This window comes from Dyella humicola (assembly GCF_026283945.1).
Taxonomy (GTDB): domain Bacteria; phylum Pseudomonadota; class Gammaproteobacteria; order Xanthomonadales; family Rhodanobacteraceae; genus Dyella; species Dyella humicola.
In genome coordinates this window covers 687,085-711,248 of the sequence record NZ_JAPDPC010000001.1, presented here as the reverse complement: position 1 = coordinate 711,248, position 24,164 = coordinate 687,085, and the positions used below count along the sequence as shown (strand labels likewise).

At 63.4% G+C, this 24,164-nt stretch carries 24 protein-coding genes; 6 read left to right on the top strand and 18 right to left on the bottom strand.

The window, feature by feature from the left end:
• Nucleotides 1-10 precede the first annotated feature (10 nt).
• Genes OUZ30_RS03040 through OUZ30_RS03025 form a run of 4 tightly spaced genes read right to left on the bottom strand, consistent with a single transcriptional unit; the run spans nt 11 to nt 3,073 of the window.
• The gene (locus OUZ30_RS03040; RefSeq protein ID WP_266180698.1) at nt 11-556 is read right to left on the bottom strand and encodes a pilus assembly protein PilP; all 546 of its coding nucleotides are present in this window, start codon (nt 554-556) and stop codon (nt 11-13) included.
• Nucleotides 553-1,266: a type IV pilus inner membrane component PilO gene (locus OUZ30_RS03035; protein ID WP_266180697.1), complete on the bottom strand. Its 714-nt coding sequence runs from the start codon at nt 1,264-1,266 to the stop codon at nt 553-555. Before OUZ30_RS03035 ends, OUZ30_RS03040 begins: the two co-directional genes overlap by 4 nt.
• Nucleotides 1,263-2,015 carry a PilN domain-containing protein gene (locus OUZ30_RS03030; RefSeq protein ID WP_266180695.1) on the bottom strand — a complete coding sequence of 251 codons (753 nt, stop codon included), beginning with the start codon at nt 2,013-2,015 and terminating at the stop codon, nt 1,263-1,265. The genes OUZ30_RS03035 and OUZ30_RS03030 overlap by 4 nt, the downstream gene beginning before the upstream one ends.
• Nucleotides 2,015-3,073 (bottom strand): pilus assembly protein PilM, encoded by a 1,059-nt coding sequence (locus OUZ30_RS03025; RefSeq protein WP_266180694.1) that lies wholly within the window; start codon nt 3,071-3,073, stop codon nt 2,015-2,017. The genes OUZ30_RS03030 and OUZ30_RS03025 overlap by 1 nt, the downstream gene beginning before the upstream one ends.
• A 249-nt stretch (nt 3,074-3,322) precedes the next feature.
• Between OUZ30_RS03025 and OUZ30_RS03020 the strand changes: the two genes are divergently transcribed.
• Nucleotides 3,323-5,860, top strand: a complete 2,538-nt coding sequence (locus tag OUZ30_RS03020) for a penicillin-binding protein 1A (RefSeq protein ID WP_266180693.1) — start codon at nt 3,323-3,325, stop codon at nt 5,858-5,860.
• An 86-nt stretch (nt 5,861-5,946) separates the two neighbouring features.
• Nucleotides 5,947-6,621: a hypothetical protein gene (locus OUZ30_RS03015; protein ID WP_266180692.1), complete on the top strand. Its 675-nt coding sequence runs from the start codon at nt 5,947-5,949 to the stop codon at nt 6,619-6,621.
• Between the two features lie 79 nt (nt 6,622-6,700).
• Here the strand turns inward: OUZ30_RS03015 and OUZ30_RS03010 are convergent, their stop codons facing one another.
• The 7 genes from OUZ30_RS03010 to rpoZ form a co-directional block, all read right to left on the bottom strand.
• On the bottom strand, nt 6,701-7,996 hold the full coding sequence (locus OUZ30_RS03010) for a citrate synthase (protein WP_266180691.1): 1,296 nt from the start codon (nt 7,994-7,996) through the stop codon (nt 6,701-6,703).
• Between the two features lie 254 nt (nt 7,997-8,250).
• The gene (locus tag OUZ30_RS03005) at nt 8,251-8,496 is read right to left on the bottom strand and encodes a type B 50S ribosomal protein L31 (RefSeq protein WP_266180690.1); all 246 of its coding nucleotides are present in this window, start codon (nt 8,494-8,496) and stop codon (nt 8,251-8,253) included.
• A gap of 106 nt (nt 8,497-8,602) precedes the next feature.
• Complete coding sequence (locus OUZ30_RS03000; protein WP_266180689.1) at nt 8,603-9,529, bottom strand: nucleoside hydrolase; 927 nt, start codon at nt 9,527-9,529, stop codon at nt 8,603-8,605.
• A gap of 202 nt (nt 9,530-9,731) precedes the next feature.
• Nucleotides 9,732-11,852, bottom strand: coding sequence for an ATP-dependent DNA helicase RecG (gene recG / locus OUZ30_RS02995; RefSeq protein ID WP_266180688.1), 2,121 nt, complete (start codon nt 11,850-11,852; stop codon nt 9,732-9,734).
• An 80-nt stretch (nt 11,853-11,932) separates the two neighbouring features.
• The gene (locus OUZ30_RS02990) at nt 11,933-12,316 is read right to left on the bottom strand and encodes a RidA family protein (RefSeq protein ID WP_266180686.1); all 384 of its coding nucleotides are present in this window, start codon (nt 12,314-12,316) and stop codon (nt 11,933-11,935) included.
• A gap of 175 nt (nt 12,317-12,491) precedes the next feature.
• Nucleotides 12,492-14,657 (bottom strand): RelA/SpoT family protein, encoded by a 2,166-nt coding sequence (locus OUZ30_RS02985; protein ID WP_266180685.1) that lies wholly within the window; start codon nt 14,655-14,657, stop codon nt 12,492-12,494.
• A 136-nt stretch (nt 14,658-14,793) separates the two neighbouring features.
• The gene (gene rpoZ / locus OUZ30_RS02980; protein ID WP_199100727.1) at nt 14,794-15,084 is read right to left on the bottom strand and encodes a DNA-directed RNA polymerase subunit omega; all 291 of its coding nucleotides are present in this window, start codon (nt 15,082-15,084) and stop codon (nt 14,794-14,796) included.
• A 201-nt stretch (nt 15,085-15,285) separates the two neighbouring features.
• On the opposite strand from rpoZ, the gene OUZ30_RS02975 reads away from it, so the two are divergent.
• Complete coding sequence (locus tag OUZ30_RS02975; RefSeq protein WP_266180684.1) at nt 15,286-16,131, top strand: MlaA family lipoprotein; 846 nt, start codon at nt 15,286-15,288, stop codon at nt 16,129-16,131.
• Between the two features lie 78 nt (nt 16,132-16,209).
• Here OUZ30_RS02975 and OUZ30_RS02970 read toward each other — a convergent pair whose 3' ends face one another.
• The 7 genes from OUZ30_RS02970 to OUZ30_RS02940 all read right to left on the bottom strand — a co-directional run bounded on the left by OUZ30_RS02970 (nt 16,210) and on the right by OUZ30_RS02940 (nt 21,479).
• On the bottom strand, nt 16,210-16,518 hold the full coding sequence (locus OUZ30_RS02970; protein ID WP_266180682.1) for an STAS domain-containing protein: 309 nt from the start codon (nt 16,516-16,518) through the stop codon (nt 16,210-16,212).
• Nucleotides 16,515-17,186 carry an MlaC/ttg2D family ABC transporter substrate-binding protein gene (locus tag OUZ30_RS02965; RefSeq protein ID WP_266180681.1) on the bottom strand — a complete coding sequence of 224 codons (672 nt, stop codon included), beginning with the start codon at nt 17,184-17,186 and terminating at the stop codon, nt 16,515-16,517. Before OUZ30_RS02965 ends, OUZ30_RS02970 begins: the two co-directional genes overlap by 4 nt.
• Nucleotides 17,187-17,239: 53 nt before the next feature.
• Nucleotides 17,240-18,106: an outer membrane lipid asymmetry maintenance protein MlaD gene (mlaD, locus tag OUZ30_RS02960; protein ID WP_266180680.1), complete on the bottom strand. Its 867-nt coding sequence runs from the start codon at nt 18,104-18,106 to the stop codon at nt 17,240-17,242.
• Between the two features lie 64 nt (nt 18,107-18,170).
• Nucleotides 18,171-18,944, bottom strand: a complete 774-nt coding sequence (mlaE, locus tag OUZ30_RS02955; RefSeq protein WP_266180679.1) for a lipid asymmetry maintenance ABC transporter permease subunit MlaE — start codon at nt 18,942-18,944, stop codon at nt 18,171-18,173.
• On the bottom strand, nt 18,941-19,777 hold the full coding sequence (locus OUZ30_RS02950; RefSeq protein WP_266180678.1) for an ABC transporter ATP-binding protein: 837 nt from the start codon (nt 19,775-19,777) through the stop codon (nt 18,941-18,943). Before OUZ30_RS02950 ends, mlaE begins: the two co-directional genes overlap by 4 nt.
• Before the next feature lie 203 nt (nt 19,778-19,980).
• Nucleotides 19,981-20,622 carry a guanylate kinase gene (gene gmk / locus OUZ30_RS02945; RefSeq protein WP_266180677.1) on the bottom strand — a complete coding sequence of 214 codons (642 nt, stop codon included), beginning with the start codon at nt 20,620-20,622 and terminating at the stop codon, nt 19,981-19,983.
• Entirely contained in the window at nt 20,619-21,479 is an 861-nt protein-coding gene (locus OUZ30_RS02940) for a YicC/YloC family endoribonuclease (protein WP_266180675.1), read from the bottom strand. Before OUZ30_RS02940 ends, gmk begins: the two co-directional genes overlap by 4 nt.
• 81 nt (nt 21,480-21,560) lie before the next feature.
• On the opposite strand from OUZ30_RS02940, the gene rph reads away from it, so the two are divergent.
• Genes rph through hemW form a run of 3 tightly spaced genes read left to right on the top strand, consistent with a single transcriptional unit; the run spans nt 21,561 to nt 24,083 of the window.
• Entirely contained in the window at nt 21,561-22,292 is a 732-nt protein-coding gene (rph, locus tag OUZ30_RS02935) for a ribonuclease PH (protein WP_266180674.1), read from the top strand.
• Between the two features lie 20 nt (nt 22,293-22,312).
• On the top strand, nt 22,313-22,912 hold the full coding sequence (gene rdgB, locus OUZ30_RS02930) for an RdgB/HAM1 family non-canonical purine NTP pyrophosphatase (protein ID WP_266180673.1): 600 nt from the start codon (nt 22,313-22,315) through the stop codon (nt 22,910-22,912).
• Between the two features lie 4 nt (nt 22,913-22,916).
• The gene (hemW, locus tag OUZ30_RS02925; protein ID WP_266180672.1) at nt 22,917-24,083 is read left to right on the top strand and encodes a radical SAM family heme chaperone HemW; all 1,167 of its coding nucleotides are present in this window, start codon (nt 22,917-22,919) and stop codon (nt 24,081-24,083) included.
• Nucleotides 24,084-24,164: the final 81 nt, after the last annotated feature.

Genomic DNA, 24,164 nt, shown 5'->3' with positions numbered 1-24,164 from the left:
CCTGTATTTCTCATTTCTCGCTGAGCGCGATGCTGGCAGGACGTTCCATCCAGCCACCATTTCCGTTGGAAACCAGCTCTACCAAGTCGATATGGTCATCGCCGATGGCGGTGACCCGACCGTAGTTCTGGCCCATGTATTCGTTGCGATGGACACGGTGAATCACCCCACCAGGATCCTTCACGAGCACCTCAATGCCCGTGCCCCCTCCCACCGTGCCGACCATCTTCAGGCTGTCCAGCGCAAACATTTCCAACGGCTCCTTGGAACGGTTCTCGTCCGGACGCGGGCCGCTGTTGGCGTTGCCTTGCTGCAGCTCGGCCGTGCTCGGACTGAACGGATCACGGCGACCCTGATCGTTGTACTGAAAGGTTTCGAAGGTCTTGATGACGGGAAGCGGCGGAATCGGCGCTCCCTTCTTGTGCTTTTCCTGGTCGACCCAGTCACGCAGATCAGAGGTACCGCGCGTGCAACCGGCGAGCACCAACAATGCAGCGAGCACCGGCAAGATACGCGTGGCCCGAACAACGGACCGGATGGCAGTCAATTTGCTCATTTCTGCCCCCCTGTCTTGGCAGCTTGTGTCTTGCCGCCGGCTGACTTGGCATTGGCTGCCTTGGCCTCGGCACTCTCGTCATCTTCCAGATAGCGATAGGTCTTTACCGTGCCTTGCAGCACAAGCAAGCCACCCGCAGGTGCGGCGCTAGCGGGCGCGCCCGCCTTGCCTGCCGCGGGGGCGTTCTTCGGCGTCAGCGAAACATCGTGCAGGGTCAGGATCACGACACGCGGCAGCGATGCCACGCCACTGATGAAGGTGCCGAACTGGTGATAAGTGCCCACCATGCGCAGCGTGATCGGCTTCTCCGCGTAGAAGTCCTTCGGCGATTCCGGCCCCGGCTGAAACAGCTCGGTTTCCAGGCCTGCAGAGAGCGCCGTCTGAGAGATGTCGACCAGAAGTTCCGGCATTTCGGTCTTGCTGGGCAACTGGCGCAGCAACTGCCGCAGCATGTCCTGCATCTCGTCGAGCTGCTGCTGCAAAGCCTCGAGATTGACCGACTTGGCCTGCTTCTGCGAGAACTCCTGCTTCAGCTGGTCTTCCTTGCCCACCAACTGTTCCAACGTCGTCTGCTGGTCGCTGACGTACAGGTACCAGCCCAGGAAGACAACGAGGACGAACACCAAGGCGGTAAAGAAGACCTTGATCGACTGCGGCCAACCGCCAATATTGTTGCGATCGAGGTTCTGCAGATCGGAGAGGAACTTCATGACTTGGCTCCTCCATTACCGGCCGGGCTCGTGGGCTTGGCCCCCGCGGAGACACTGGTCGCCGCCGCCGGCTTGCTCGGCTGGGTGGCTGCGGCCGGAGCCGGAGCTGGTGGCGTAGCTGGAGCGCCGGCCGCCGGTGCGGGCTTGGCGGTTGGCACGATGGGCGCCTGATCGTCGTCGGAGACTTCACCGTTCTCGTCGGACTTGGGTCGGCTCAGCGCGACATCCAGCCCAAAGTTATAGGGCATCCGCGTGTCGCCAGCGTGCGTGTTCTCGGTCTTGCGCAAATCGGCATGCCCCATCCACGGCGACGCCTCGATATTGCGCATGTACTCGGCCACGCTGGCATTGGACTGCGCTACACCGTCGAGGGTCAGCGAGTCACCGCTTTGCTTGAGGCCACCCAGTCGCGCGCTGGCCGGAATCGTCCTTACCAGCTCATCGAACAGATGCACCATCTGCGAGCGATTGGCCTGCAGTTGCTCGATGATCTGCTTGCGTGCCAGCAGTCGCTCACGCACCTTCTCCAGATCCTTGATCTTGACGATGCGCTCGTCGAGCTGCTTGATCTCGCCCTGCAAAAGCGTATTGCGGTCGTTTTGGTTGTCGACGCGCTGCCCCATCCAGGCTGTCCACAGCAGCAGCACCAGGATGGCCGCCACCAGGGCGGCCCCCAGTTGCATGAAGAACTCGCGCTCTCGCTGCTTGCGGCGCTCGGCGCGCCACGGAAGTAGGTTGATATGTGCCATCAGTCGAAGCTCCTCAGCGCGAGGCCGACCGCAATCATCAATGCGGGGGCGTCCTGAGCCAGCGACTGCGCCTGCACACGCGGCGACAGCGACATGCGCGCCAGAGGATTGGCGACGACGCAGGGAACGCCCAGCTGGTCCTCGAGCATCGGACCGATGCCTTCGATCGAGGCACAGCCGCCCGCCAGTACGACCTGATCGACCTTGCTGTATTCGCTACCGGCAAAGAAGAACTGCAGGAGACGCCCGATCTGCTGGATCAGCGACTCCTTGAACGGCTCCAGCGCCTCGCTCTCATAGGAGTCCGGCAGGCCGCCCTTGCGCTTGGCACGGCCGGCTTCCTCATAGGAGAGACCGTAGCGGCGCATGATTTCGTCGGTCAGCTGCTTGCCGCCGAACACCTGCTCACGCGAATAGATGGTGCGCTGGTTGCGCAGCACCGACAGCGTGGTCATGGTGGCGCCGATGTCGACCACGGCAACCAGCGCATCGCGACCGACATTGAGCTGGTCGGCCACCATGGCGAACGCATTCTCCATGGCGAAGGCCTCGACATCGACCACTTTGGCGGAAAGCCCACCCAGGTCGAGCGCGGCCACGCGCATGTCGACGTTCTCGGTGCGCGAGGCAGCGAGCAGCACATTGTTCATTTCGGGGTTGTCGCGTACCGGACCGAGCACCTCGTAGTCGAGGCTGACCTCATCGATCGGATACGGGATGTACTGGTTGGCCTCGACCTGGATCTGGCCTTCGAGATCATCCTCGGACAGCTCACTCGGCATCGGTATGACGCGGGTGATCACGGCTGACCCGGCTACCGCCGCCGACGCATGCTTGAGCTTGGAGCCGGAGCGCGCCAAGGCTCGTCGGATGGCCTCGCCCACCGCCTCGACCTCGACGATGTTTTTCTCGACTACGGCATTAGGGGGCAGTGGCTCGACCGCGTAATGTTCCACGCGATAGCGACCGCCGGCTTGGCTGAGCTGCAGCAACTTGACGGCCGTCGAACTGATGTCGACGCCAACAAGTGGCGGCTTCTTGGGTGTAAAGAGCCCCACGATTTTCCCCCTTGCCCCTGGGCGCCTGCGCCTAGACTGGCGAGTACGCACTAGCATTAAATCCAAAAATTAACGTATTGGCAATGGCCTACGAGCTTTTTCTCGACACATTCGCGTGATGGTACGCACACCTTGGATCAAGAGCATCAATTGGCCTGTCTTAGCTGAGACGCACTCGATTCATGTCGTGGATAGTGCAACATCTATACTCTGTCTTGTTTTGACTTGCGTCTCGCAAATACCCACATCATGCAAATTCTCAAGCGGTTGGTGCGCTGGATCCTCGTTCTGGCCTTTACCGGGTTACTGCTGGGCGTTGCGGCCGTGGGGGTAGCGTACTGGCTTATTTCCCCCCGCCTGCCCTCGGTAGCCGTCCTCAAGGACTACCACATGCAGGTGCCACTGCGTGTGCTCAGTGCCGATGGAAAGCTAATCGCAAGCTTCGGTGAGACGCGACGCATCCCGATCGCCATTGCCAACGTGCCCGAGCGGCTCAAGCACGCCGTGCTGGCAGCCGAGGATGCGAGCTTCTACAACCATCCTGGCGTTGACTGGCATGGCATTGCCCGTGCCGGCTGGCACGTCATCGTGTCGGGCGGCGATAAAGGACCAGGCGGATCGACCATTACCCAGCAGGTCGCGCGCAACTTCTTCCTGAGCCCCGAGAAGCTGTATTCGCGCAAGCTGACCGAAATCTTCATTGCGCTGCGCATGGAGAGCGAGCTGACCAAGGACCAGATCCTGGAGCTCTACCTCAATAAGATGTTCCTGGGTCACCGCTCCTATGGCGTGGCTGCGGCGGCTTCCTTTTACTACGGCAAGACGCTGGACCAGCTCACCATCGCCGAAGCCGCAACGCTGGCCTCGAGCTTCCAGCTGCCCTCGGTAGTCAACCCGCTCAACAACCCCAAGCGCATCCTGGCTCGCCGCAACTGGGTGCTCGGCCAGATGCTGGAAAACCGCTACATCAGCAAGGCGGAGTACGAACAGGCGATTGCCGAGCCCAACGATGCCGCCCCGCATGAGCCGGCGATCGAGCTCGATGCGCCCTACCTGGCCGAAATGGTGCGCTTGCAGGTGCTGGACCGCCTGGGCAATGACGCACTCACCGAAGGCTATGTGGTGAAGACCACGCTGCAGAGCGACCGTCAGCAGGCCGCCGTGAACGCCATGCGGGCTGGCCTGGTCGAATACGACCGCCGCCACGGCTGGCGCGGACCCGAAGCCCATCAGGAGCTGGCTGCCGACGCCGGCACCGAGGACTTCGAGCGGGCCCTGGCTGGCTACACTGATATCTCCGGGATGGATCCAGGCCTCGTCACCGCGGTATCGGCCAATGAGGCCACCATTTATCTGCCCAACCGCGAAACGGTGAAGCTGGCGCTGGAAGCGATGGACTGGGCCCATCCCTATATCAGTGATACCCGCGTCGGCGCCGCCCCGAAGAGCGTGACCAGCGTGCTCAAGCGTGGCGACATCGTGCGCCTATCTCGTGATGAGAAGGGCCAATGGCAGCTGACCCAGATCCCCGCCGCCCAAGGCGCGCTGGTCTCGGTCAATCCCGAGGACGGCTCGCTACAGGCGCTCGTCGGTGGGTTCAACTTCCTGCGCAGCAAGTTCAACCGCGCCGTGATGGCGGCCCGCCAGCCGGGCTCGAGCTTCAAGCCGTTTATCTACTCGGCGGCCTTCGAACGCGGCTTTACACCGGCATCGATCGTCAATGACGCCCCACTTGCCCTACCCGACCCGTCCCGACCGGGCGGCCTGTGGACGCCCTCCAACGACGACGACAAGTTCGACGGTCCGATCCGCCTGCGCGAGGCCCTGGTCCAGTCAAAGAACCTGGTCTCGGTGCGCCTGCTCGACGCCATTGGCGTGCGCTTTGCGCGCGATTACATCACCCGCTTCGGCTTCACGCTCGACTCGCTTCCCGGCAACCTGTCGATGGCGCTGGGTACCGCATCGGTTTCGCCGATGACCATGGCGCGCGGCTACTCGGTGTTCGCCAATGGCGGCTACCTGGTGACGCCTTATTTCATCAGCGAGATCACGGATCGCGATGGCAAGCCGGTGTACCAGGCGAACCCGGCACGCGCCTGCCGCACCTGCGCCGAGCGCCTGCTGGATACTCGTCCGCCCGGCCCGCCGCCGGCCAGCAGTGCAGCCGCCACCCTGAGCAATGCTGTGGCCAGCACCAGTTCGGCGGGTACGCCGGGGACCTCGGGCAGTGTCGCTGGCGTCGGTGACGCCGTGCTTCCGGCCGATGCCCACGGTGACGGCGCCCATGCCCCCGTGCTTGCCCCCCAGGTCATCGACGTACGCAACGACTACCTCGTCACCTCGCTGATGCAGGATGTCATCAAGCGCGGCACCGGCGCGGCCGCCATGGCCTTGGGACGCGACGACCTGGCCGGCAAGACCGGTTCGACGAATGACCACCGTGACGCCTGGTTTGCCGGCTTCAATGCCAATCTGGTGACCACCGTGTGGGTGGGTTTCGACGACTTCAGTTCACTCGGCAAGGGCGAGTTCGGCGCCAAGGCGGCCCTGCCGATCTGGATGTCCTACATGGGCGCGGTGTTGAAGGACGCTCCCTCAAGCACCTTGCCGATGCCGCCTGGTATCAGTACGGTGCAGATAGACCGCGCCAGCGGCTTGCCGGCCGGCGCAGGCGCGCCCAACAGCATGCCCGAGATTTTCAAGGTGGAAGACGTGGATCGCCTGCGCAACCAGGCCAACCAGCAGCAGGAGGATCAGGACCAGCAGCACGCCTACGACATCTTCTAATCGTCGGCAGCCGGGTTCCGACCACTGGCCCGTCCTGCCGCCCGCGTTCGCGGAAGCGAACGCCAGCTTCGCCGGAGGAAAGGGGCATGGCACGAGGCGAACATCACCGTATCCACGCGCAGGATCGTCTTCAGCGCAATCGTCTGCGCGTCGCCCAGGAGGCGGCGCGACTGATGAGCGAACACGGCATCCGCGACTTCCACCACGCCAAGCTCAAGGCTGCCGAGCGGCTTGGCATCTTTGATGCGCAGGCACTGCCGCGCAACAACGAAATCGAACAGGCCCTGCGCGAACACCAGCGCATTTTCCACGCCGACACGCAACCGCAACTGCTGCAGGAGCGACGCGAAGCCGCAGCGGAGGCCATGCGTTTCCTTGAACGCTTCGAACCCCGCCTGGTTGGCGCCGTGCTCGACGGCACAGCGGATACTCATTCGGCGGTATGCCTGCACGTGTTCAGCGAAAGCGCCGAGACCGTCGTGCTATTCCTTGAGGAACGAGGTGTCCCGCTGACCCAGCAGACCCGGCGATTGCGCACCACGCGCGACGAACAAACCGAATATCCGGTCCTGCTGTTCTCCGCCGACGGCCTGCCCTTCGACATCACCGTACTGCCGCTCGACTCGCTGCGACAGCCTCCGCTCGATCGCATCGACGAGAAACCCATGCGCCGCGCACCGCTCGCCGCCGTGGAGGAACTGCTGGCTACGAACGAGGAGGAAGACGAGTTCGAACGGATGCTCTCGACCGCACTGCGCTAGTCCGGCACCCCGTACTTCACCAACAAAAACGCCCCGGCATGACCGGGGCGTTTGTTATTGCATCGCTAGCGAATGGCGCTTAGCGCTTGTCGGCAGCAACGTAGTTGCGCACGTCGGAACCGGTGTAGATCTGGCGCGGACGACCGATGCGCGAACCAGGGGTTTCGTGCTGCTCGATCCAGTGTGAGATCCAGCCGGCGGTGCGCGCGATGGCGAACATCACGGTGAACATTTCCGCCGGGATGCCCAGCGCCTTGTAGATGATGCCGGAGTAGAAGTCGACGTTTGGGTACAGCTTGCGCTCGACGAAGTAGTCGTCCTTCAGTGCGGCTTCTTCCAGCTTCATGGCCACATCGAGCAGCGGGTCGTTGACGCCCAGCTCGTTGAGCACCTTGTGGCACATTTCGCGGATGATCTTGGCGCGCGGATCGAAGTTCTTGTAGACGCGATGGCCGAAGCCCATCAGGCGGAAGTTGTCGTTCTTGTCCTTCGCGCGCTTGACGGCCGTCTCGACCTTGTCCGCCGTACCGATCTCCTCGAGCATCTTCAGCACCGCCTCGTTGGCGCCGCCATGCGCCGGACCCCACAGCGCGGTAATGCCTGCGGCAACCGAGGCGTACGGATTGGCACCGGTCGAACCGACCAGGCGCACGGTGGAGGTCGAGGCGTTCTGCTCGTGATCGGCGTGCAGGATGAACAGCAGGTCCAACGCCTTGGCAGCAACCGGGCTCATTTCCAGCGGCTCGCTCGGCACCTCGAACATCATGTGCAGGAAGCGGTCGACGTATTCGAGGTTGTTGCGCGGATAGCGGAACGGCCAGCCAATCGAATAGCGATAGCATGCGGCGGCGATCGTCGGCATCTTGGCGATCAGGCGAATCGCGGCAAGCTTGCGGTCGGCGGCATTATCCACGTCCAGGGAGTCGTGATAAAACGCCGACAACGAAGCCACCGAGGCGGCCAGCATGGCCATCGGATGCGCGTCGTGATGGAAACCCTGGAAGAAGTTCTTGTGCGACTCATGCATCATCGTGTGATGCGTGATCTCGTGCTCGAAGTTCGAGAACTCCTGCTTGTTCGGCAGCTCGCCGTTGAGCAGCAGGTAAGCCACTTCGAGGAAGCTGGACTTCTCGGCCAGCTGCTCGATCGGGTAGCCGCGATACAGCAGCACGCCTTCGTCGCCGTCGATATAGGTGATCGCGCTCTTGGTGCTGGCCGTGCTGCCGTAACCCGGGTCGTAGGTGAAGTGGCCCGTGTCCTTATACAACGTGCCGATATCGATGCATGCAGGACCGAGCGTACCGCTGAGCAGGGGCAATTCGCTGCTGCGGTTGGTCGACTCATCCACCAACTTGACGATCTTGGAATCGGACACGGAAACCTCCTTCACGTAATGTCGTCGTCGGCGCATCGCGGCAACGCGCGGGCCAACGAGGTAGGGTTGATGTCGCCCTGGGGACTTACTGCGACACCTCAGCGCCCATTATCGCACATCGTTCTGGGGACATGCCTTAGCGAATAGTCGGATTGCGGGCACAAAAAAACACGGGGCAAGCCTAGGCTCGCCCCGCGCTTCTTATCCATGCAGCACCACGCAAGCGCGGCGCCCGGACAAATCTTCGCGCGCTCTTACTTCTGCGCGTAGCGACGACGGAACTTGTCGACGCGACCACCAACGTCAAGCGTCTTCTGCTTGCCGGTGTAGAACGGATGGGACTGGCTGGAGATATCCACCTTGATCAGCGGGTACTCGTTGCCGTCTTCCCACTTGACGGTTTCCTTGGTGGCGATCGTCGAACGCGTAAGGAACGCGAACTCGGACGACAGGTCCTGGAACACCACCGGGCGATAATTCGGATGGATATCGGGCTTCATGACTGACTCAAAGCGGTGGGTGAAAAGAGCGGCATTATATCGACCGACCCGGCTCATTGGCAAGTCGGTCAATCACTTGGGGCGCGGAGGCCCGGCGCGAAGCCTTTCAGGCCCCTAGCGCGCGCCTGACCATGGCAGCAAAACGCGCCTGATCCACGTCCATCACGATGCGGGCATTGGCCGGACGGCCCAGGCGCCCCGCCCAATCGACCACGGTAGCGCCACGCGTGAGGCGACCGTCCAATTCTACCGCCACATGTCGCTGCTCGCTGCGCGTAACGATGCCCGGATCGATGGCCACGGCCATGGCGAGCGCATCGGCAGCGATCACGCCACGACGGCCGCGCTGGCGATTGAATGCGCGCGCCGTACCGAATACCTGCCCAAAGAAGTCGGCGCGTTTATCGCCCGCCGCCAGCCAGCCATCGAACGCTTCGTCAGTGAAGGCGTGCCGCAGCGTGGCTTCCCAATCGACCAGGTCGAACATCGGGAAGGCCTCGAATACGACGTGCGCCGCCTCGGGATCGAAACCGATGTTGAACTCGGCCGGTATCCTGCCGGTATTTCCCAGACCGGTCACAGCGCCACCCATGACGACCAGGCGCGTCACGCGCTGCGGCAATGCTGGATCCAGACGAAGGGCAAGCGCCAGATTGGTCAGGGGCCCCAGCGCCACCAGCGTCAAGCCGGGATGTGCACGCGTCAAACGCAGGATGGCCTGCGCGGCATGTTCAGCGGATGCCACGGCCTTCGGCTCGGGAAAGCCGACATCGCCAAGGCCATCCCTACCATGCACGTGCACCGCATCCTCTTCAGGCATTCGCACCAGCGGTGTCGGACAGCCCGCGAAGATCGGCGTCGCCGCTTCCACCAGGTCCACCAGAGTCCGCGCATTGCGAACGGTATGACCGAGGCCGACGTTACCTGCAGCGATCGTGAGTCCCACGACGTCAGCGTGAGCGTGCGCCATCAAGATGGCCAGTGCGTCATCCACGCCGGGGTCGGTATCGATCAGCAGTTGCGGCTTGCTCATGGGGCTTCGTCGTGGGGATTGAAACGGTTAGCTTAGAAGCTCTTGGCGCGGGCGCAAGCTCAGGTCCCTTTCGCGGCCTTCTGTAGGAGCGCACCCAGTGCGCGAAAAACTAATCCCCCCAAAGGGGGCCTGGCGTGACGGTGACAGCGCCACTCCGCGGTCGCGCAGTGGGTGTGCTCTTACACATAGGGGTGCGCCACGCTCAGGCGTGGACATAACGCGCGGCGCCACCAATCCAGCGCACGATCAGTTGTTCTGCCTGTTGCGGGTGATGCGATAGCAGATACGCACCCACCTCCTGCACCGCCGGCAGCAAATGCGCATCGCGCGCCAGATCGGCAATGCGGAAACTGAGCTGGCCGGTCTGGCGCGTGCCAAGCACTTCGCCAGGGCCACGCAGCTCAAGATCTTTTTCCGCGATACGAAAACCATCATTGGTCTCGCGCATCACCTGCAGGCGTTCGCGCGCCAGCTGTCCCAGCGGCGGCTGATAGAGCAGCACGCAATTTGACGCCACCGAGCCGCGCCCCACGCGTCCACGCAATTGGTGCAGCTGCGCCAGACCGAGCCGCTCGCTGTTCTCGATCACCATCAAACTCGCGTTGGGAACATCCACGCCCACTTCGATGACCGTCGTCGCTACCAGCACGCTCAGCTCGCCCGCCTTGAAGGCGTCCATCACGAGCTGCTTTTCCTTGGGCTTCATGCGCCCATGGATCAGACCGATTCTGCAATCGGCCAACGCGACCGAGAGCTCGGCAAAGGCTACCTCGGCGGCTTGCGCGCGCAGCTGCTCGGACTCCTCGATCAGGGTGCACACCCAGTACACCTGCCGTCCTTCAAGGCAGGCAATGTGGATGCGTTCGATCACTTCCGCGCGTCGCGCATTGGAGATCGCAATGGTCTGCACCGGTGTGCGGCCCGGCGGCAATTCGTCGATGGCGGAAACGTCGAGGTCGGCATACGCACTCATCGCCAGCGTGCGCGGAATCGGCGTTGCCGTGAGCACGAGCTGATGCGGCACCAAGCCGGAACCCTGATCCGCTCCCTTGTCGCGCAGCGCAAGGCGCTGCTGCACGCCGAAGCGGTGTTGTTCGTCCACGATCACCAGGCCGAGCTGGGCGAACGCCACGCCTTCCTGCATCAACGCATGCGTGCCAATGACCACGTGCGCGCCTTCAGCGACGCGCTGTAGTGCTTGCTGCCGCGCCTTGCCCGCCACCTTGCCAGCTAGCCAAGCCACCTCGATGCCAAGTGGCGTCAGCCAATGACGGAAGTGATGAAGATGCTGTTCCGCCAGCAGCTCGGTCGGTGCCATCAAGGCTATTTGCTGCCCGGATTCCACCGCGGCGACCGCTGCCAGCGCAGCGACAATCGTCTTGCCGCTGCCGACATCACCCTGTACCAGACGCAACATCGGCTTTGCTTGCGCGATGTCCACGGCGATTTCGGCCGTAACGCGCTGCTGCGCGCCGGTCAGGCCAAACGGCAGCCCGGCCAGCAAACGTTGGCGCAATTGCCCCGTGCCACGCAGGCTCGGCGCATGGCGACGACGCACCGCGGCGCGCATGCGCTTGAGACTAAGGTGCTGGGTCAGCAGTTCCTCGAATGCCAGTCGCTGCTGCGCCGGATGGCGCCCCGCCGTGAGCTGTCCGATAGGCGCATCCGGCGGTGGCCGGTGCACGTAGACCAGCGCATCCCGCAACGAGGTGAGGCCGTATTCCGCACACAGTGCGGGTGGTATCAACTCGAGTTGCGCATCGGGTGGCAGCAGGGCCAGCGCCTTGGCTATGACGCCAGCGAGGCGCTTTTGCCCCAATCCGTCGGTCGTCGGATAGATCGGACTCAGCAGCTCGTCGACGGTAGCTGGCTCGTCGCCGCTGAGCCGCTGATACTGCGGATGCACCATCTCCAGGCCTTGCGAACCCTGGCGCACTTCGCCGTAGCAAAGCAGACGCGTACCGGGCTGCATCTGCTCGGATTGGCTGCGTCGGAAATGGAAGAACCGCAACACTAGCGTCTGCTGCGAGTCGTCGCTGATCGCTACCTTGAGTTGCGGGCGATAGCGAAAGCCCCGCTCCACCGCCTCCACCACACCCTCTACCTGGGCACGCTCGCCGGGGCGCAGGTCGGCGATGGCCGCGACCCTCGTCCGGTCCTCGTAGCGCAGCGGCAAATGGAACCAGAGATCCTGCACCCGCTCCAGACCAAGCCGCGCCAACGCTTCCGCCAGCGCAGGACCCACACCCGGCAGAGCTGAAACCGGCGTGTCGCCAGGAGCAGCATGCGTCGATGTCATGGCAAGGGCGCTAGGGGTCGGCATCGGCAAAGCCTAACCGAGCAACGGCCAGGCGCGCAGCCGGCGGCGTCCTTGGGGCTGTCGGCAGATGGCACGTGTAGCGATCAGTCGAGCACCATCACGGCATCGACTTCCACTTCGGCGCCCTTGGGCAGGCCGGAGACTTCGATAGTGGAGCGTGCCGGGAACGGCGCCTGGAAGTACTCCGCCATGACCGCATTCACGGCCGCAAAATGGCCAAGGTCGGTGACGTAGATGCCCACGCGGACGATCTTGTCCAGCGAACCACCCGCCGCTGCCGCCACGGCCTTGAGGTTCTCAAAGACACGACGGGTATGCGTGGTGATATCACCGTCGACCAGGGCGCCCGTGACCGGATCCAGCGGAATTTGCCCGGAGAAATACACCGTGCTACCGGCGCGCACGGCCTGCGAATAGGGCCCGATGGCGGCCGGGGCCAGCTCGGTGGAAATGATGCTGCGGGACATGAGGGACTCCTCGGGTCAGGGGAGCCGGGAGTTTAAGGCGGGGGGATCGGGGATGGGTAGCGGCGGCGCACCGCTTTGCCATGCCCATGACCTCAAGCGCGGCGAAGAACAGCCAAGATCAAGGCGCGGCACCCGAACAGGGCGCCCCGCTATCCGCCCCCCAGACCCCTAAGTACTACAGAGGATAGCGATACGCACCACTGACCACGCCAGTCCGCCGCACGCGACGAATCACTTCGGCCAGGTGCTTGCGATTCTTCACTTCCAGCGCGAATAGCAACGTGGCTGCCGCCGCATCGCGCTCGACGTACTCGACGTTCTCGATGTTCGAGTTGGCGGCAGCGATCGCGGCAGCCACCGTGGCGAGCACGCCCGGGCGATTGATAACTTCGATTCGCAGCTCGGCACGGTAGTCGCCCTGCACGTCGCGATCCCACTCGATCGCCACGCAGCGCTCCGGCGACTTGCGCAGCTCCACCACGTTCGGGCATTCAACGCGATGCACCACGATGCCCTTGCCCGACGACAGGTAACCGATGATCTCGTCGCCCGGCAGCGGGTGACAGCAATTGCCGAAGCTGAGCACGCCGCGCTCCGCACCGGTGATGCGTATCTTCTCCGCCGCATGCGGCGCCTGCTGCACATCGGACGATTTCTTGCCCCGCGCAGCCACCAGCTGACTGGCCACCAGATGCGGCATGCGGTTGCCCAGCGCGATATCGGAGAGCAGTTCTTCGAGACGCTTGAGTTTGGACGTCTCGAGGAAACGGTCGAGCACAGCTGGCGGAATCGCATCCAGGCTTGAACCCAGCGCATCGAGCGCGCGATCGAGCATCCGATGACCGAAATCCACCGCATCCTCGTGCTGCAAATGCTTCAGGTACTGGCGGATCGCCGTACGCGCCTTGCCCGTGACGACAGATTCCAGCCAGGCGGGATTGGGCACCGCCGACGGCGCGGTGATGATCTCCACCAACTGGCCAGATTCGAGACGCGTGCGTAGCGGCAGCAGCTTCTTGTCGACGCGCGCCGCCACCGCGTGATCACCCACGTCCGTATGCACGGCATAGGCGAAATCCAGCGCCGTGGCATTGCGGGGCAAGGCCAGGATGTCGCCACGTGGCGTGAACAGGTAGACCTCGTCTGGAAACAGGTCGATCTTCACGTTCTCGATGAATTCCGACGACGACGCCGTATTGGCCTGACTGTCGGCCAGTGACGACAACCATTCGCGCGCACGCGCCTGCGCGCTATTGGCTGGACCGGAATCGGTCTTGTAGGCCCAATGGGCGGCCACGCCGCGCTCGGCCACGGAATCCATCTCGGCGGTGCGGATCTGCACTTCGATCGGCGCCCCGAACGGCCCCAGCAGCACGGTATGCAACGACTGGTAGCCGTTGGCTTTCGGAATCGCGATGAAATCCTTGAAGCGACGATCCACCGGCTTGTACAGGCCATGCACGGCACCGAGTGCCATGTAGCAACTCATGGCCGAGTCGACCACCACGCGGAAGCCGTAGACATCCATCAGCTGCGCAAAGCTTTTGTGCTCGTTGTGCATCTTGGAATAGATGCTCCACGGCGACTTGATGCGCCCGACGACACGCGCGGTGAGGTGTTCGCCGGTCAGTCGCGCCGACAACGCCGTCTCGATCTTGCCCATCGCCTCGCGGCGATTGCCCAGCGCGGCGCGGATGCGCTCGCTGATCACGCGATAGCGATCGGGATAGAGCGCGCGAAAGCCCAGGTCCTGCAGTTCCGCCTTGGCCTTGTTCATGCCCAGGCGCTGCGCGATAGGCGCGTAGATCTCCAGCGTTTCGCGCGCGATGCGCCGACGTGACGACGCGTCCTTGGCGCCCAGCGTGCGCATGTTGTGCAGACGGTCGGAGAGCTTGATCAGGATCACGCGCAGGTCGCGCGCCATCGCCAGCAGCATCTTGCGGAAGCTTTCCGCATCCGCCTCCTGACGACTGCTGAAACTCATCTTGTCCAGCTTGGTGACGCCGTCGACCAGTTCGGCCACGGTTTCACCGAACTCGCCAGCGAGCTCGCTGCGACTGAGCGCCGTGTCTTCCAGCGTGTCGTGCAGGATCGCTGCGATGATGGTCTCGGCGTCCAGGCCAAGCTCGGCCAGGATGCCAGCCACGGCCACCGGATGCGTGATGTAAGGTTCCCCGCTTTTGCGGGCCTGGCCATCATGTGCCCGGGCGCCCACTTCGTAGGCGCGGATCACGCGAGCCACCTGCGCCTCGGGCAGGTAGGCCACGCGCTCCTTCAAGGCCAGGACGTAAGGCGGCAGCGTCGACGTATCCTTAAGGGACGGATCCGTGACTGCCGGCATGGATGTTCGGTCCCCGCTCAGGCGACCGCCTCCCCGCGCTTGCTTGAAGCCGATGCAATGACTGAGTCCACGCGCCAGCAACCCATGCCGGTCGTGCCGGCAGGTTGTGCGCGCTGTCTACAGCCACCGCCTTCCATCAGTCATCCCCACCCTTGGAGAGGTCGTCGTCCACCTCGGCCGCAGCCCATTCGAGGGCCTCACGCTCAGCGCGCTCGCGCTCGGCCTTGTCGATCTCGTCGATGGTAGCCTGGTCGATGCGGCGATCAGCGATCTCGCGCAGGGCGAGCACGGTCGGCTTGTCATGATCCGGATTGACTGCCGGCTCAGCACCGTTGGCGAGCTGGCGGGCGCGCTTGGTCGCCATCAGCACCAGTTCGAAGCGGTTGTCGACCACCTGCAGGCAGTCCTCGACGGTAATGCGGGCCATCTGAAATCCTTAGAGAATAAAGCGACTTATCGTTTGCCAGTGTAGCCAGAGGGCGCTTTGCTGGCAATGCAGCAAGCTTTATGATGCGCGGTTCAGCCGGCCTGCAGCGCAGCTGCCTGACACTTAATCGGTTCTGTACATAATAAAAAACTACCAAGTACAATATTCGGCTTAACCCCAACCCCGGGACCGTTGCCACCCATGTCGCCAGCCCTCCGCTCCCTCTTCTCGCGCAGTCTGCCCCTGGTGGCCGTGGCTTTACTGGCTGGTTGTGCGGTCGCCAAGCCGCGAACGGACGATCCGCACGAGAAGTTCAACCGAAGCATGTTCGCCTTCAACAATTCGTTGGACAAGGCGGTGATACGTCCGGTGGCCGTGGGCTATCGCAAGGTGACTACCGAGGGGATCCGCCGCTCGGTCAGTGATTTCTTCACCAATATCCGCCTGCCGATCACGGTAGCCAACGACTTGTTGCAGGCTCGCCCCAAGGAAGCGGCGCAGAGCAGTGGTCGCTTCATTGTGAACCTGACCTTCGGCCTCGGCGGCATCTTCGATCCGGCCAGCCAACTCGGTATCCCGCTGGATGAGACCGACTTCGGCGTCACCCTGGCGCGCTGGGGTGTGCCCGAGGGCAGCTTCCTGATGCTGCCATTCCTAGGTCCCACCACCATGCGCGATGTCTGGCGCACGCCGGTGGATGGTTACTTCTTCGATCCGCTGAGCTACTTCGCGCGCAACAACAGCTACGAGTATGGGCAGGAATACCTGCCGCAGGTGCTGTACTTGATCACCCTGCGTTCGAGCGCCATCGACGCGGAGAGCTTCCTGAATTCGGCCTACGACCCGTATGCCTTCATTCGCGACGCGTACCGCCAGCAGCGTCTGTACATGATTTACCGCGGCAACCCGCCTGAGGATGTGATCGAGCAGATGCAGGGCCTGAAGGACAAGAACTTCAACCCGGACGAACTGCTGGAAGAGCAACAGAAGTGGCAGAACCAGCAGCCGCCCGAGCAGCCGACGCAGAACCCTCCGAAAAAGCAGTGATCGCCAGCACCAAGGCAACAAAAAAGGGGCCTTAAGGCCCCTTTTTTGTTGGTTCGCCCGGCGCGGACCGGGCAAACCTCAGACCATGAGGCCTTCCACGTCACACACCCTGGCCAGCAGGTGCATGCCCTCGGGAATGTTGCGCACCGTGAGCTTGTGCCCCTGCTCCGCCGCCTTGGCCAGTACCGCCAGCACGCAGGCGAGGCCGGCGCTATCGGTACGGGTCACACCGGCCAGGTCCAGCGTATGGCGGCCGTCTCGAGCTACGGCCGCGGTCAGGGCATCCAGGGCCACCGCGGCATTGGCGAACGTCAGTGCGCCCGACACACGCACGCTATCCGGCGCGCCGTCGTCAACTTGCAAAGGCGTGATCGAGGAAGCGATCACGGGGCGTCCTTGGTGCCCTTTTCCATCGTCTCCAGCGCCTTATCACCCTGTGTCTCAAGGTTGGTGATCAGTTGATCGATACCCACCTTGCGGATCTCGGCGTCGACCTGGTTGCGATAGTTGGTGATGTAGGAAATGCCTTCGATGATCACGTCATAGGCCTTCCAGTTGCCCTCGCGATCCTTGCGGAAAGCGTAGTCGACAGCCACGGTCTTGCCATCGTCCAAAACGACTTGCGTACGCACGATGGTGCGCTTGTCATTGACGTCACCGCTGGACGGCAGCACCTTGATGCGACCGCGCGTGTAGTCGAGCAGGCCCTCGGCATAGCGATGGGTGATCGAATTGTAGAACGCCTTGGCGAAACGGGAGCGCTGTTCCGGCGTCGCGTCGCGGGCATGCTGGCCGAGCACCAGGATCGATGCATAGTCGATGTCGAAGTGCGGCAGGAACACGCCGTCGATCACGCCGATCAACTTTTCGTGGTTGTTCTTCAGCTCCTGCTGATGGCCTTCGATGGCCTTGGACAGCTGGTCAGTAATGACCTGCACCACCTGCGTCGGCGTTTGCTGGGCGTCTGCAGCTGGGGCAGCATTCTGGGCGAAAACGGGGGCGGCAACCACGCCACCAAAGGCGATAGCGGTGGCAAGAGCCAGACTGCGCAACATGGGGAGACTCCTCGATAAGATCTTTAGGGAATATCGGGACGCGCGGCGCGGACTCAATGCTTGTTGCCAGAGTCGGGCTTGCCGGCGTCGGGGCTCTTTTTGTCGCTGGACGAACCACTGACCAGGAACTTGCCGATAAGATCCTCGATCTGCAGCGCCGACTGGGTAAGTACCATTTCGTCGCCATTCTTCAGCATATCGGGTGAACCGCCAGGCTGAATCGCGACGAACTGGGTGCCGATCAGCCCACTGGTAAACACGGCCGCGGCCGAATCGTCAGGAATCTGGTCGTAGCGCTTGTCGATGGCCAGCGTCACTTCCGCATCGAGCTTGATCGGGTCGGCCTTCACCGACTGCACGCTGCCAATGGCCACGCCAGCCATCTTCACCGGAGCACCCGCGGAAAGCGCACCCACATTGGTGAATCGAGCCTTGACCAGAAAGCTGCCGGACAAATTGTCCGCCGAACCACCGGCGCCGAAGAACTTGCCGAGCATCTCTTCCAGCTGCTGTGCCGGTCGCGTGAGCGCCAGCGTGCTGCCGTCGGAAACGGTCTTCTTGGAGCTGCCGTACTGGATGCCCACGTACTGGTCGCCCAGCAGGCCGCTGGTGAAGATGGTCGCGATCGAATCGTCGGGAATCTGGCTATAGCGATTATCGATAGCGAGCTTCACATTGGCCGTCTCCTTGCCCGGATCGAGCGCGATCGACTGCACCTGGCCGATGCGCACGCCAGCCACCTTGACCGGCGCACGCTCCTTGAGCTGCCCGATGTTTGCGAAGTGCGCGTCGACCGTATAGCTCGGCCCTCGGCTGCTGTTCGCTACCGAGGTGGTCTGGGTGGCGAGATAGCCCAATGCGGCAAAGCCAAGCACGATGAACAGGCCGGTGCCGACGGCATAAGAGGGTCTCTGGCTCACGGCACAATCCTCAATCGAATAGGGAGGGTTACGGTTTTCACGTTGGCGCTCGTCATCAGGCCGGTCACATCAAAAACGCGGTCAGTACGAAATCGAGCGCCAGGATCGCGATCGAGGACGCCACCACGGTGCGGGTCGTGGCATAGGCCACACCCTCGCTGGTCGGCGGCGTCGTGTAGCCCTGGAACACCGCGATCAGCGACACCACGGTGCCGAATACCACGCTCTTCCACACCACACCGTTGATCACGTCCTTCACCAGGTCGACGGTCGCCGTCATGTTCGACCAGAACGTGCCGTTGTCGATGCCCAGCCAGCTCACGCCGACCAGGTGGCCGCCAAAAATGCCCAGCGCGCAGAACACACAGCACAGCAGGGGCATGGCGATCACGCCAGCCAGGAAGCGGGGAACAATCACATAAGCGATCGGATCGACCGCCATCATTTCCATCGCGGCGATCTGGTCGGTGGCGCGCATCAGGCCGATCTCGGCGGTGACCGAGGTACCCGCGCGCCCGGCAAACAGCAGCGCCGTCACCACCGGACCAAGCTCGCGATAGATCGCGATCGCCACCACCGTGCCGGTGGCCGACGTGCCACCGAAGATCGACAGCACGTCATACAGCTGCAGCCCCAACACCATGCCGACGAACAGGCCGCAGACCATGATGATGATCAGGCTCATCGCGCCGACAAACCACAGCTGTCGCACGGTCTCGCGTATGTGGCGCAGGCTGCGCGGAACGGAGGCTAGGATCCGCAGCAGGAACAGGCCGCAATCGCCGATCTGCGACAGCGAGCGCAACACGATGTTGTCGCGACTCATCGGCACACTCATGCGCCCCTCCCTGGAAATCCGAGCGACTCGGCGAGGTCGCCGGCCGGATACTGGAACGGCACCGGGCCATCGGCCTCGCCACCGAAGAACTGCCGCGTCCACGGCGAACCGTCGTTGGCAATCGTCTTCGGATCGCCCTGCGCAACGACCTTGCCGTTGGCAATGAGATAAATGTGATCGGCTACCTGCTTGATGGCCTCCAGCTCATGCGCCACCAGCACACTGGTAATACCAAGGGTCTGGTTGAGCGTGCGGATCAGCTTGAGCACCTGGTTCAGCGCAATTGGATCGAGGCCGACAAAAGGCTCGTCATACAGGATGAGCATGGGGTCGAACACGATCGCGCGCGCCAACGCCACGCGACGCGCCATACCACCGGAAAGCTCGGTCGGCATCAGTCCGGCGGCGCCGCGCAGGCCCACGGCCTGCAGCTTGGTCAGCACGATGTTGCGGATCAGCACTTCCGGCAGCTGGGTGTGCTGGCGCAGCGGAAACGCCACGTTCTCGAACACGTCGAAATCGGTGAGCAGCGCTGAATTCTGGAACAGATAACCGATGCGCTCACGCAGCTCGAACAGCTTGTCGCGCGACAGCTTGGACACGCTCTGTCCATCCACCATCACCTCGCCCGCGTCGCCACGCATCTGGCCGGTGATGTGCTTGAGCAAGGTGGTCTTGCCGGTACCGCTGGGCCCCATGATGGCGGTGATCTTGCCGCGTGGGATGTCCATATCCAGCGCATCGAAGACTTTCTTGCCACTGAGCACCGTGGTCAGGCCACGGACGCGCACCAGGGCGCTGTCTTCGGGCTTGGCACTAACGGAGTCGGTCATGGGCGAGGCTGCGCGAGGAAAGCCGCCACGTTAGCTGAATAAGGGTTTGAAGACCATGCGCCGATCGTCGAGGCGCTCAGCTTCCGCTAACGAAACAAGGATTTGAGGATTCATGCCACCGGCTTTCCGTCATCCCAGCCAAGGCTGGCATGACGGCCATCTGATCGGACCTCGGACCTGCCCCAGCTACCGTCAGATTAGCCTTACGCCAGTAGCTCCGCGATCAGTGCTTCGTGGCGCTGCCATTGCAGCGAGGTGCGCAGACGTACCGCGTGCACGATGGCCTGCAGGTCGGCCAGGGCGTCCTCGAAGCGATCATTGACGATAACGTAGTCGAACTCGTGGGCGTGGGCGATTTCCTCCCGCGAGTTGTCCAGCCGGCGCGCGATGACTTCGGCACTGTCGGAGCCGCGGCCGCGCAATCGGCGCTCCAGCTCGGCCCGCGAAGGCGGCAGGATGAATACGCTGACGCAATCGGGCTTGCTCTGGCGGATCTGTCGCGCACCCTGCCAATCGATCTCCAACAACACGTCGCGGCCCTGCTCCAACAGCTCGGACACCGTGGTGCGCGAGGTGCCATACAGGTTGCCGTGCACTTCGGCATGTTCCAGGAAGATGCCTTCAGCGACCTCTCGCTCAAACGCCACGCGCTCGACGAAATAGTAGTGCCGGCCGTACAACTCGCCAGGACGCGGCGGGCGCGTGGTGTGGGAGATCGACAGCGAAATCGCGGGCTCACGCTCAAGCAGCGCATTGACCAGGGTTGACTTGCCCGCACCCGACGGCGCAGCCACCACGAACAAGGTGCCTTCGGAGGTCGCCAGGGCGGGTATGCTCGTGCTCATTCGATGTTCTGCACCTGCTCGCGCATCTGCTCGATCAGTACCTTCAGCTCAACGGCGGCATTGGTGCTGCGCGAATCGATCGACTTGGAGCCGAGCGTGTTCGCTTCGCGATTGAACTCCTGCATGAGGAAATCCAGTCGGCGACCCACCGGCTCTTGCATGCCGAGCACGCGGCGCGTTTCGGAAATGTGCGTGCTGAGGCGATCGAGCTCCTCGTCCACATCGGTGCGCGTGATCTGCAGCACGAGTTCCTGCTCGAGTCGGCCCGGGTCGGCCGGCTGCTTGATGTCTGCCAGGCGCGACTCCAAACGTGCGCGCAGGCCTTCGCGGATCTGTGGCATCCAGGTGCGCACATCCGCCACGATGCGCTCGATGGCGTCGAGGCGGTCCTTCAGCAGCTCGGCCAGCTTGCTGCCTTCCCGCTCGCGCGTTGCGGTAAGCGCGTCGAGCGCGCGCTCGAGCACGTCGAGCAAGGCGCCCTGCAACATTTCAGGCTCCACCTCGGCTTGCTGCAGTACGCCGGGAAAGCGCAGCAATTCGGTGAACTCGATCTTCATGCGAGGGAAGCTGGCCTCCATATCCAGCGCCAGCTCGGACAGCCGCGCCAGCACAGCTGCATTGACCTGCAGCGATTCACCGCGGGCCTCACCACGCAAGCGCACCGTGATATCCACCTTGCCGCGTGAAAGGCGCGCACCGATGCGCTCGCGCAAGGCGGACTCGAACACGCGCAATTCGTCGGGAAGGCGGGGGCTAAGCTCAAGATAACGGTGATTGACCGTGCGCAATTCGCAGCTGAGCGTGCCGGCGGGGCCGGTCGTCTCGGCGGAGGCGTAAGCCGTCATGCTGCGGATCATGGAGAGCCTGCGGATGTCTGGAAAGGCGCAATGGTAAACTCTCCCGCCCTGCCTTGCCCAATTCTTAAGGCCATACGCCCCATGAGCTCCCAAAGCCGCCCTAACGGTCGCGCCAACGACCAGCTGCGCACCATCACCATCGAACGCCACTTCACACGCCACGCCGAAGGCTCGGTGTTGATCAGCTTTGGCGACACCCGCGTGCTTTGCACCGCCAGCATCGAAGACCGCGTGCCACCGTGGCTGCGCGGCAAGGGCGAGGGCTGGGTCACGGCCGAATACGGCATGCTGCCGCGCGCCACCAATACCCGTATGCAACGCGAAGCCGCGCGCGGTGGGCAAGGTGGCCGCACCATGGAGATCCAGCGCCTGATCGGCCGCAGCCTGCGCGCCTGCGTGGATCGCCAGGCCTTGGGCGAGCGTGTCATTACCCTCGATTGCGATGTGATACAGGCCGATGGCGGCACCCGCACGGCCGCCATTACCGGCGCCTATGTGGCCTTGGTGGATGCGGTAACGCTGCTGATGAAGCGCGAGAACCTTCGACGCAACCCTGTGATTGGCGCCGTGGCCGCCGTTTCGGTAGGCATTTACCAGGGGGTGCCCGTGCTGGATCTCGACTACGCCGAAGACTCCAACTGCGATACCGACATGAACGTCGTGATGAACGACGGTGGTGGTTTCATCGAGGTGCAAGGGACGGCCGAAGGCCATGCGTTCCGCCGCGATGAGATGGATGCCTTGCTCGGCCTCGCCGAGAAGGGCATCGGCGAACTTGTCGCCGCCCAGCGCGCCGCGCTGGAACTGAGCTGATCCAGGCTGGAAAACCACACATGTCCCGCATCGTCATAGCCAGCAGCAATCCCGGCAAACTGGCCGAGTTCAACGACCTGCTCGCCGACAGCGAGCGCAGTTTCCTCGCCCAGTCGGCGTACGATGTGGAGGACGTCGAAGAAACCGGTCTCAGCTTCGTGGAGAACGCGTTGTTGAAGGCGCGCCACGCATCACGCATCAGTGGTCTGCCAGCGCTGGCCGACGATTCGGGGCTTTGCGTCGATCATTTGCGCGGTGCGCCCGGGCTGTATTCGGCACGCTACGCCGGCCGCCACGGCGACAACGCGGCCAACAACGCCAAGCTGCTGCGCGAGCTGGACGGCTTGACCACCGAACAACGCGGCGCCTTCTTCATCTGCGTGCTGGTGCTGCTGCAGCACGCCGACGACCCGTCGCCACTGATCGCCGAAGGTCGCTGGTACGGCCGGGTATTGACCGAGCAGCGTGGCAGCCACGGCTTTGGCTATGACCCGCTATTCCTGCCGGACGGCCAGGATGTCAGCGCCGCCGAACTGGCACCAGCGCTGAAAAACCGCATCAGTCACCGTGCCCAGGCGCTGATCCAGTTGCGCGCACGCCTGAACGCACGGCACCTCTGACCTCATGCCCCTGATCGCGCCACCGCTATCGCTGTACGTCCACATGCCGTGGTGCGTGAAGAAGTGCCCTTACTGCGATTTCAATTCGCACGGCCTGCGTAACGAGCCGCCGCCGTATGCCGCTTATGTGGATGTGCTGCTGGCGGATCTCGATGCCGACCTGCGGGACTTTGGCGCAGCTGCCCATGGGCGAACGATACAAAGCATCTTCTTCGGCGGCGGCACGCCCAGCCTGTTCGCGCCGGAACTGATCGACCGCTTCCTCGACGGCGTGCGCTCGCGCCTGGCGCTGGCGGCGGATGCAGAGATCACCCTGGAGACCAACCCGGGCACGGTCGAACACGGCCGTTTCGACGGCTATCTGGCCGCGGGCGTCAATCGCCTTTCCTTCGGCATCCAGAGTTTTGACGACGACAAGCTGCGCCGGCTCGGCCGCATCCACTCCGCCAGCGAGGCGGAAGCGGCCGTGAAGTCCGCCCAGGACGCCGGCTACGCCAATATCAACCTGGACCTGATGTATGCACTGCCCCAGCAGGCACAGGCAGGTGCGCTGGACGACGTCGCGCGCGCCATCGCGCTGCGGCCCACGCATATCTCGCACTACCAGCTGACCCTGGAACCGAATACCGCGTTCGCCGCGAACCCGCCGCCGCTGCCTGATGACGACCACGCCTGGGCCATGCAGGAGGCCTGCGAACAGCAATTGGCGGACGCTGGCTATAGCCAATACGAGATATCCGCCTATGCGCAGTCCGGCCGGCACTGCGCGCACAACCTCAACTATTGGCGCTTCGGGGACTACCTGGGCATCGGCGCAGGCGCCCATGGCAAGCTCAGCGACCCCGACGCGGGCGCCGTGCGCCGGCGCTGGAAGACCCGTCACCCCAACGCCTATCTGGCGGCCCCTGGCGGCATTGAGCGCATCGGCGGCGACAACCAGGTCGACGCCGAGGAGCTGCCCTTCGAGTACATGCTCAATGCCTTGCGCCTGATCGAAGGCGTGCCCCTGGCCGACTTTGCCGAGCGCACCGGCCTGCCGGCCGAGCGGATCGGCCCGGCCCTGGCTGCGGCCCGCGAGCGCGGCTGGCTCACCGACGACCCGGACCTCTTGCACACCACCCCTTTGGGCCAACGTTTTCTCAATGATGTGATCGGCGGCTTCCTCGACTAACGAGATCGCCCGTCCAGCCGATGGCGGCAGCGCCGCAACCAGCATAAACTCCGGGCTCCGGGGGGAGTCTGAAACAGGGTT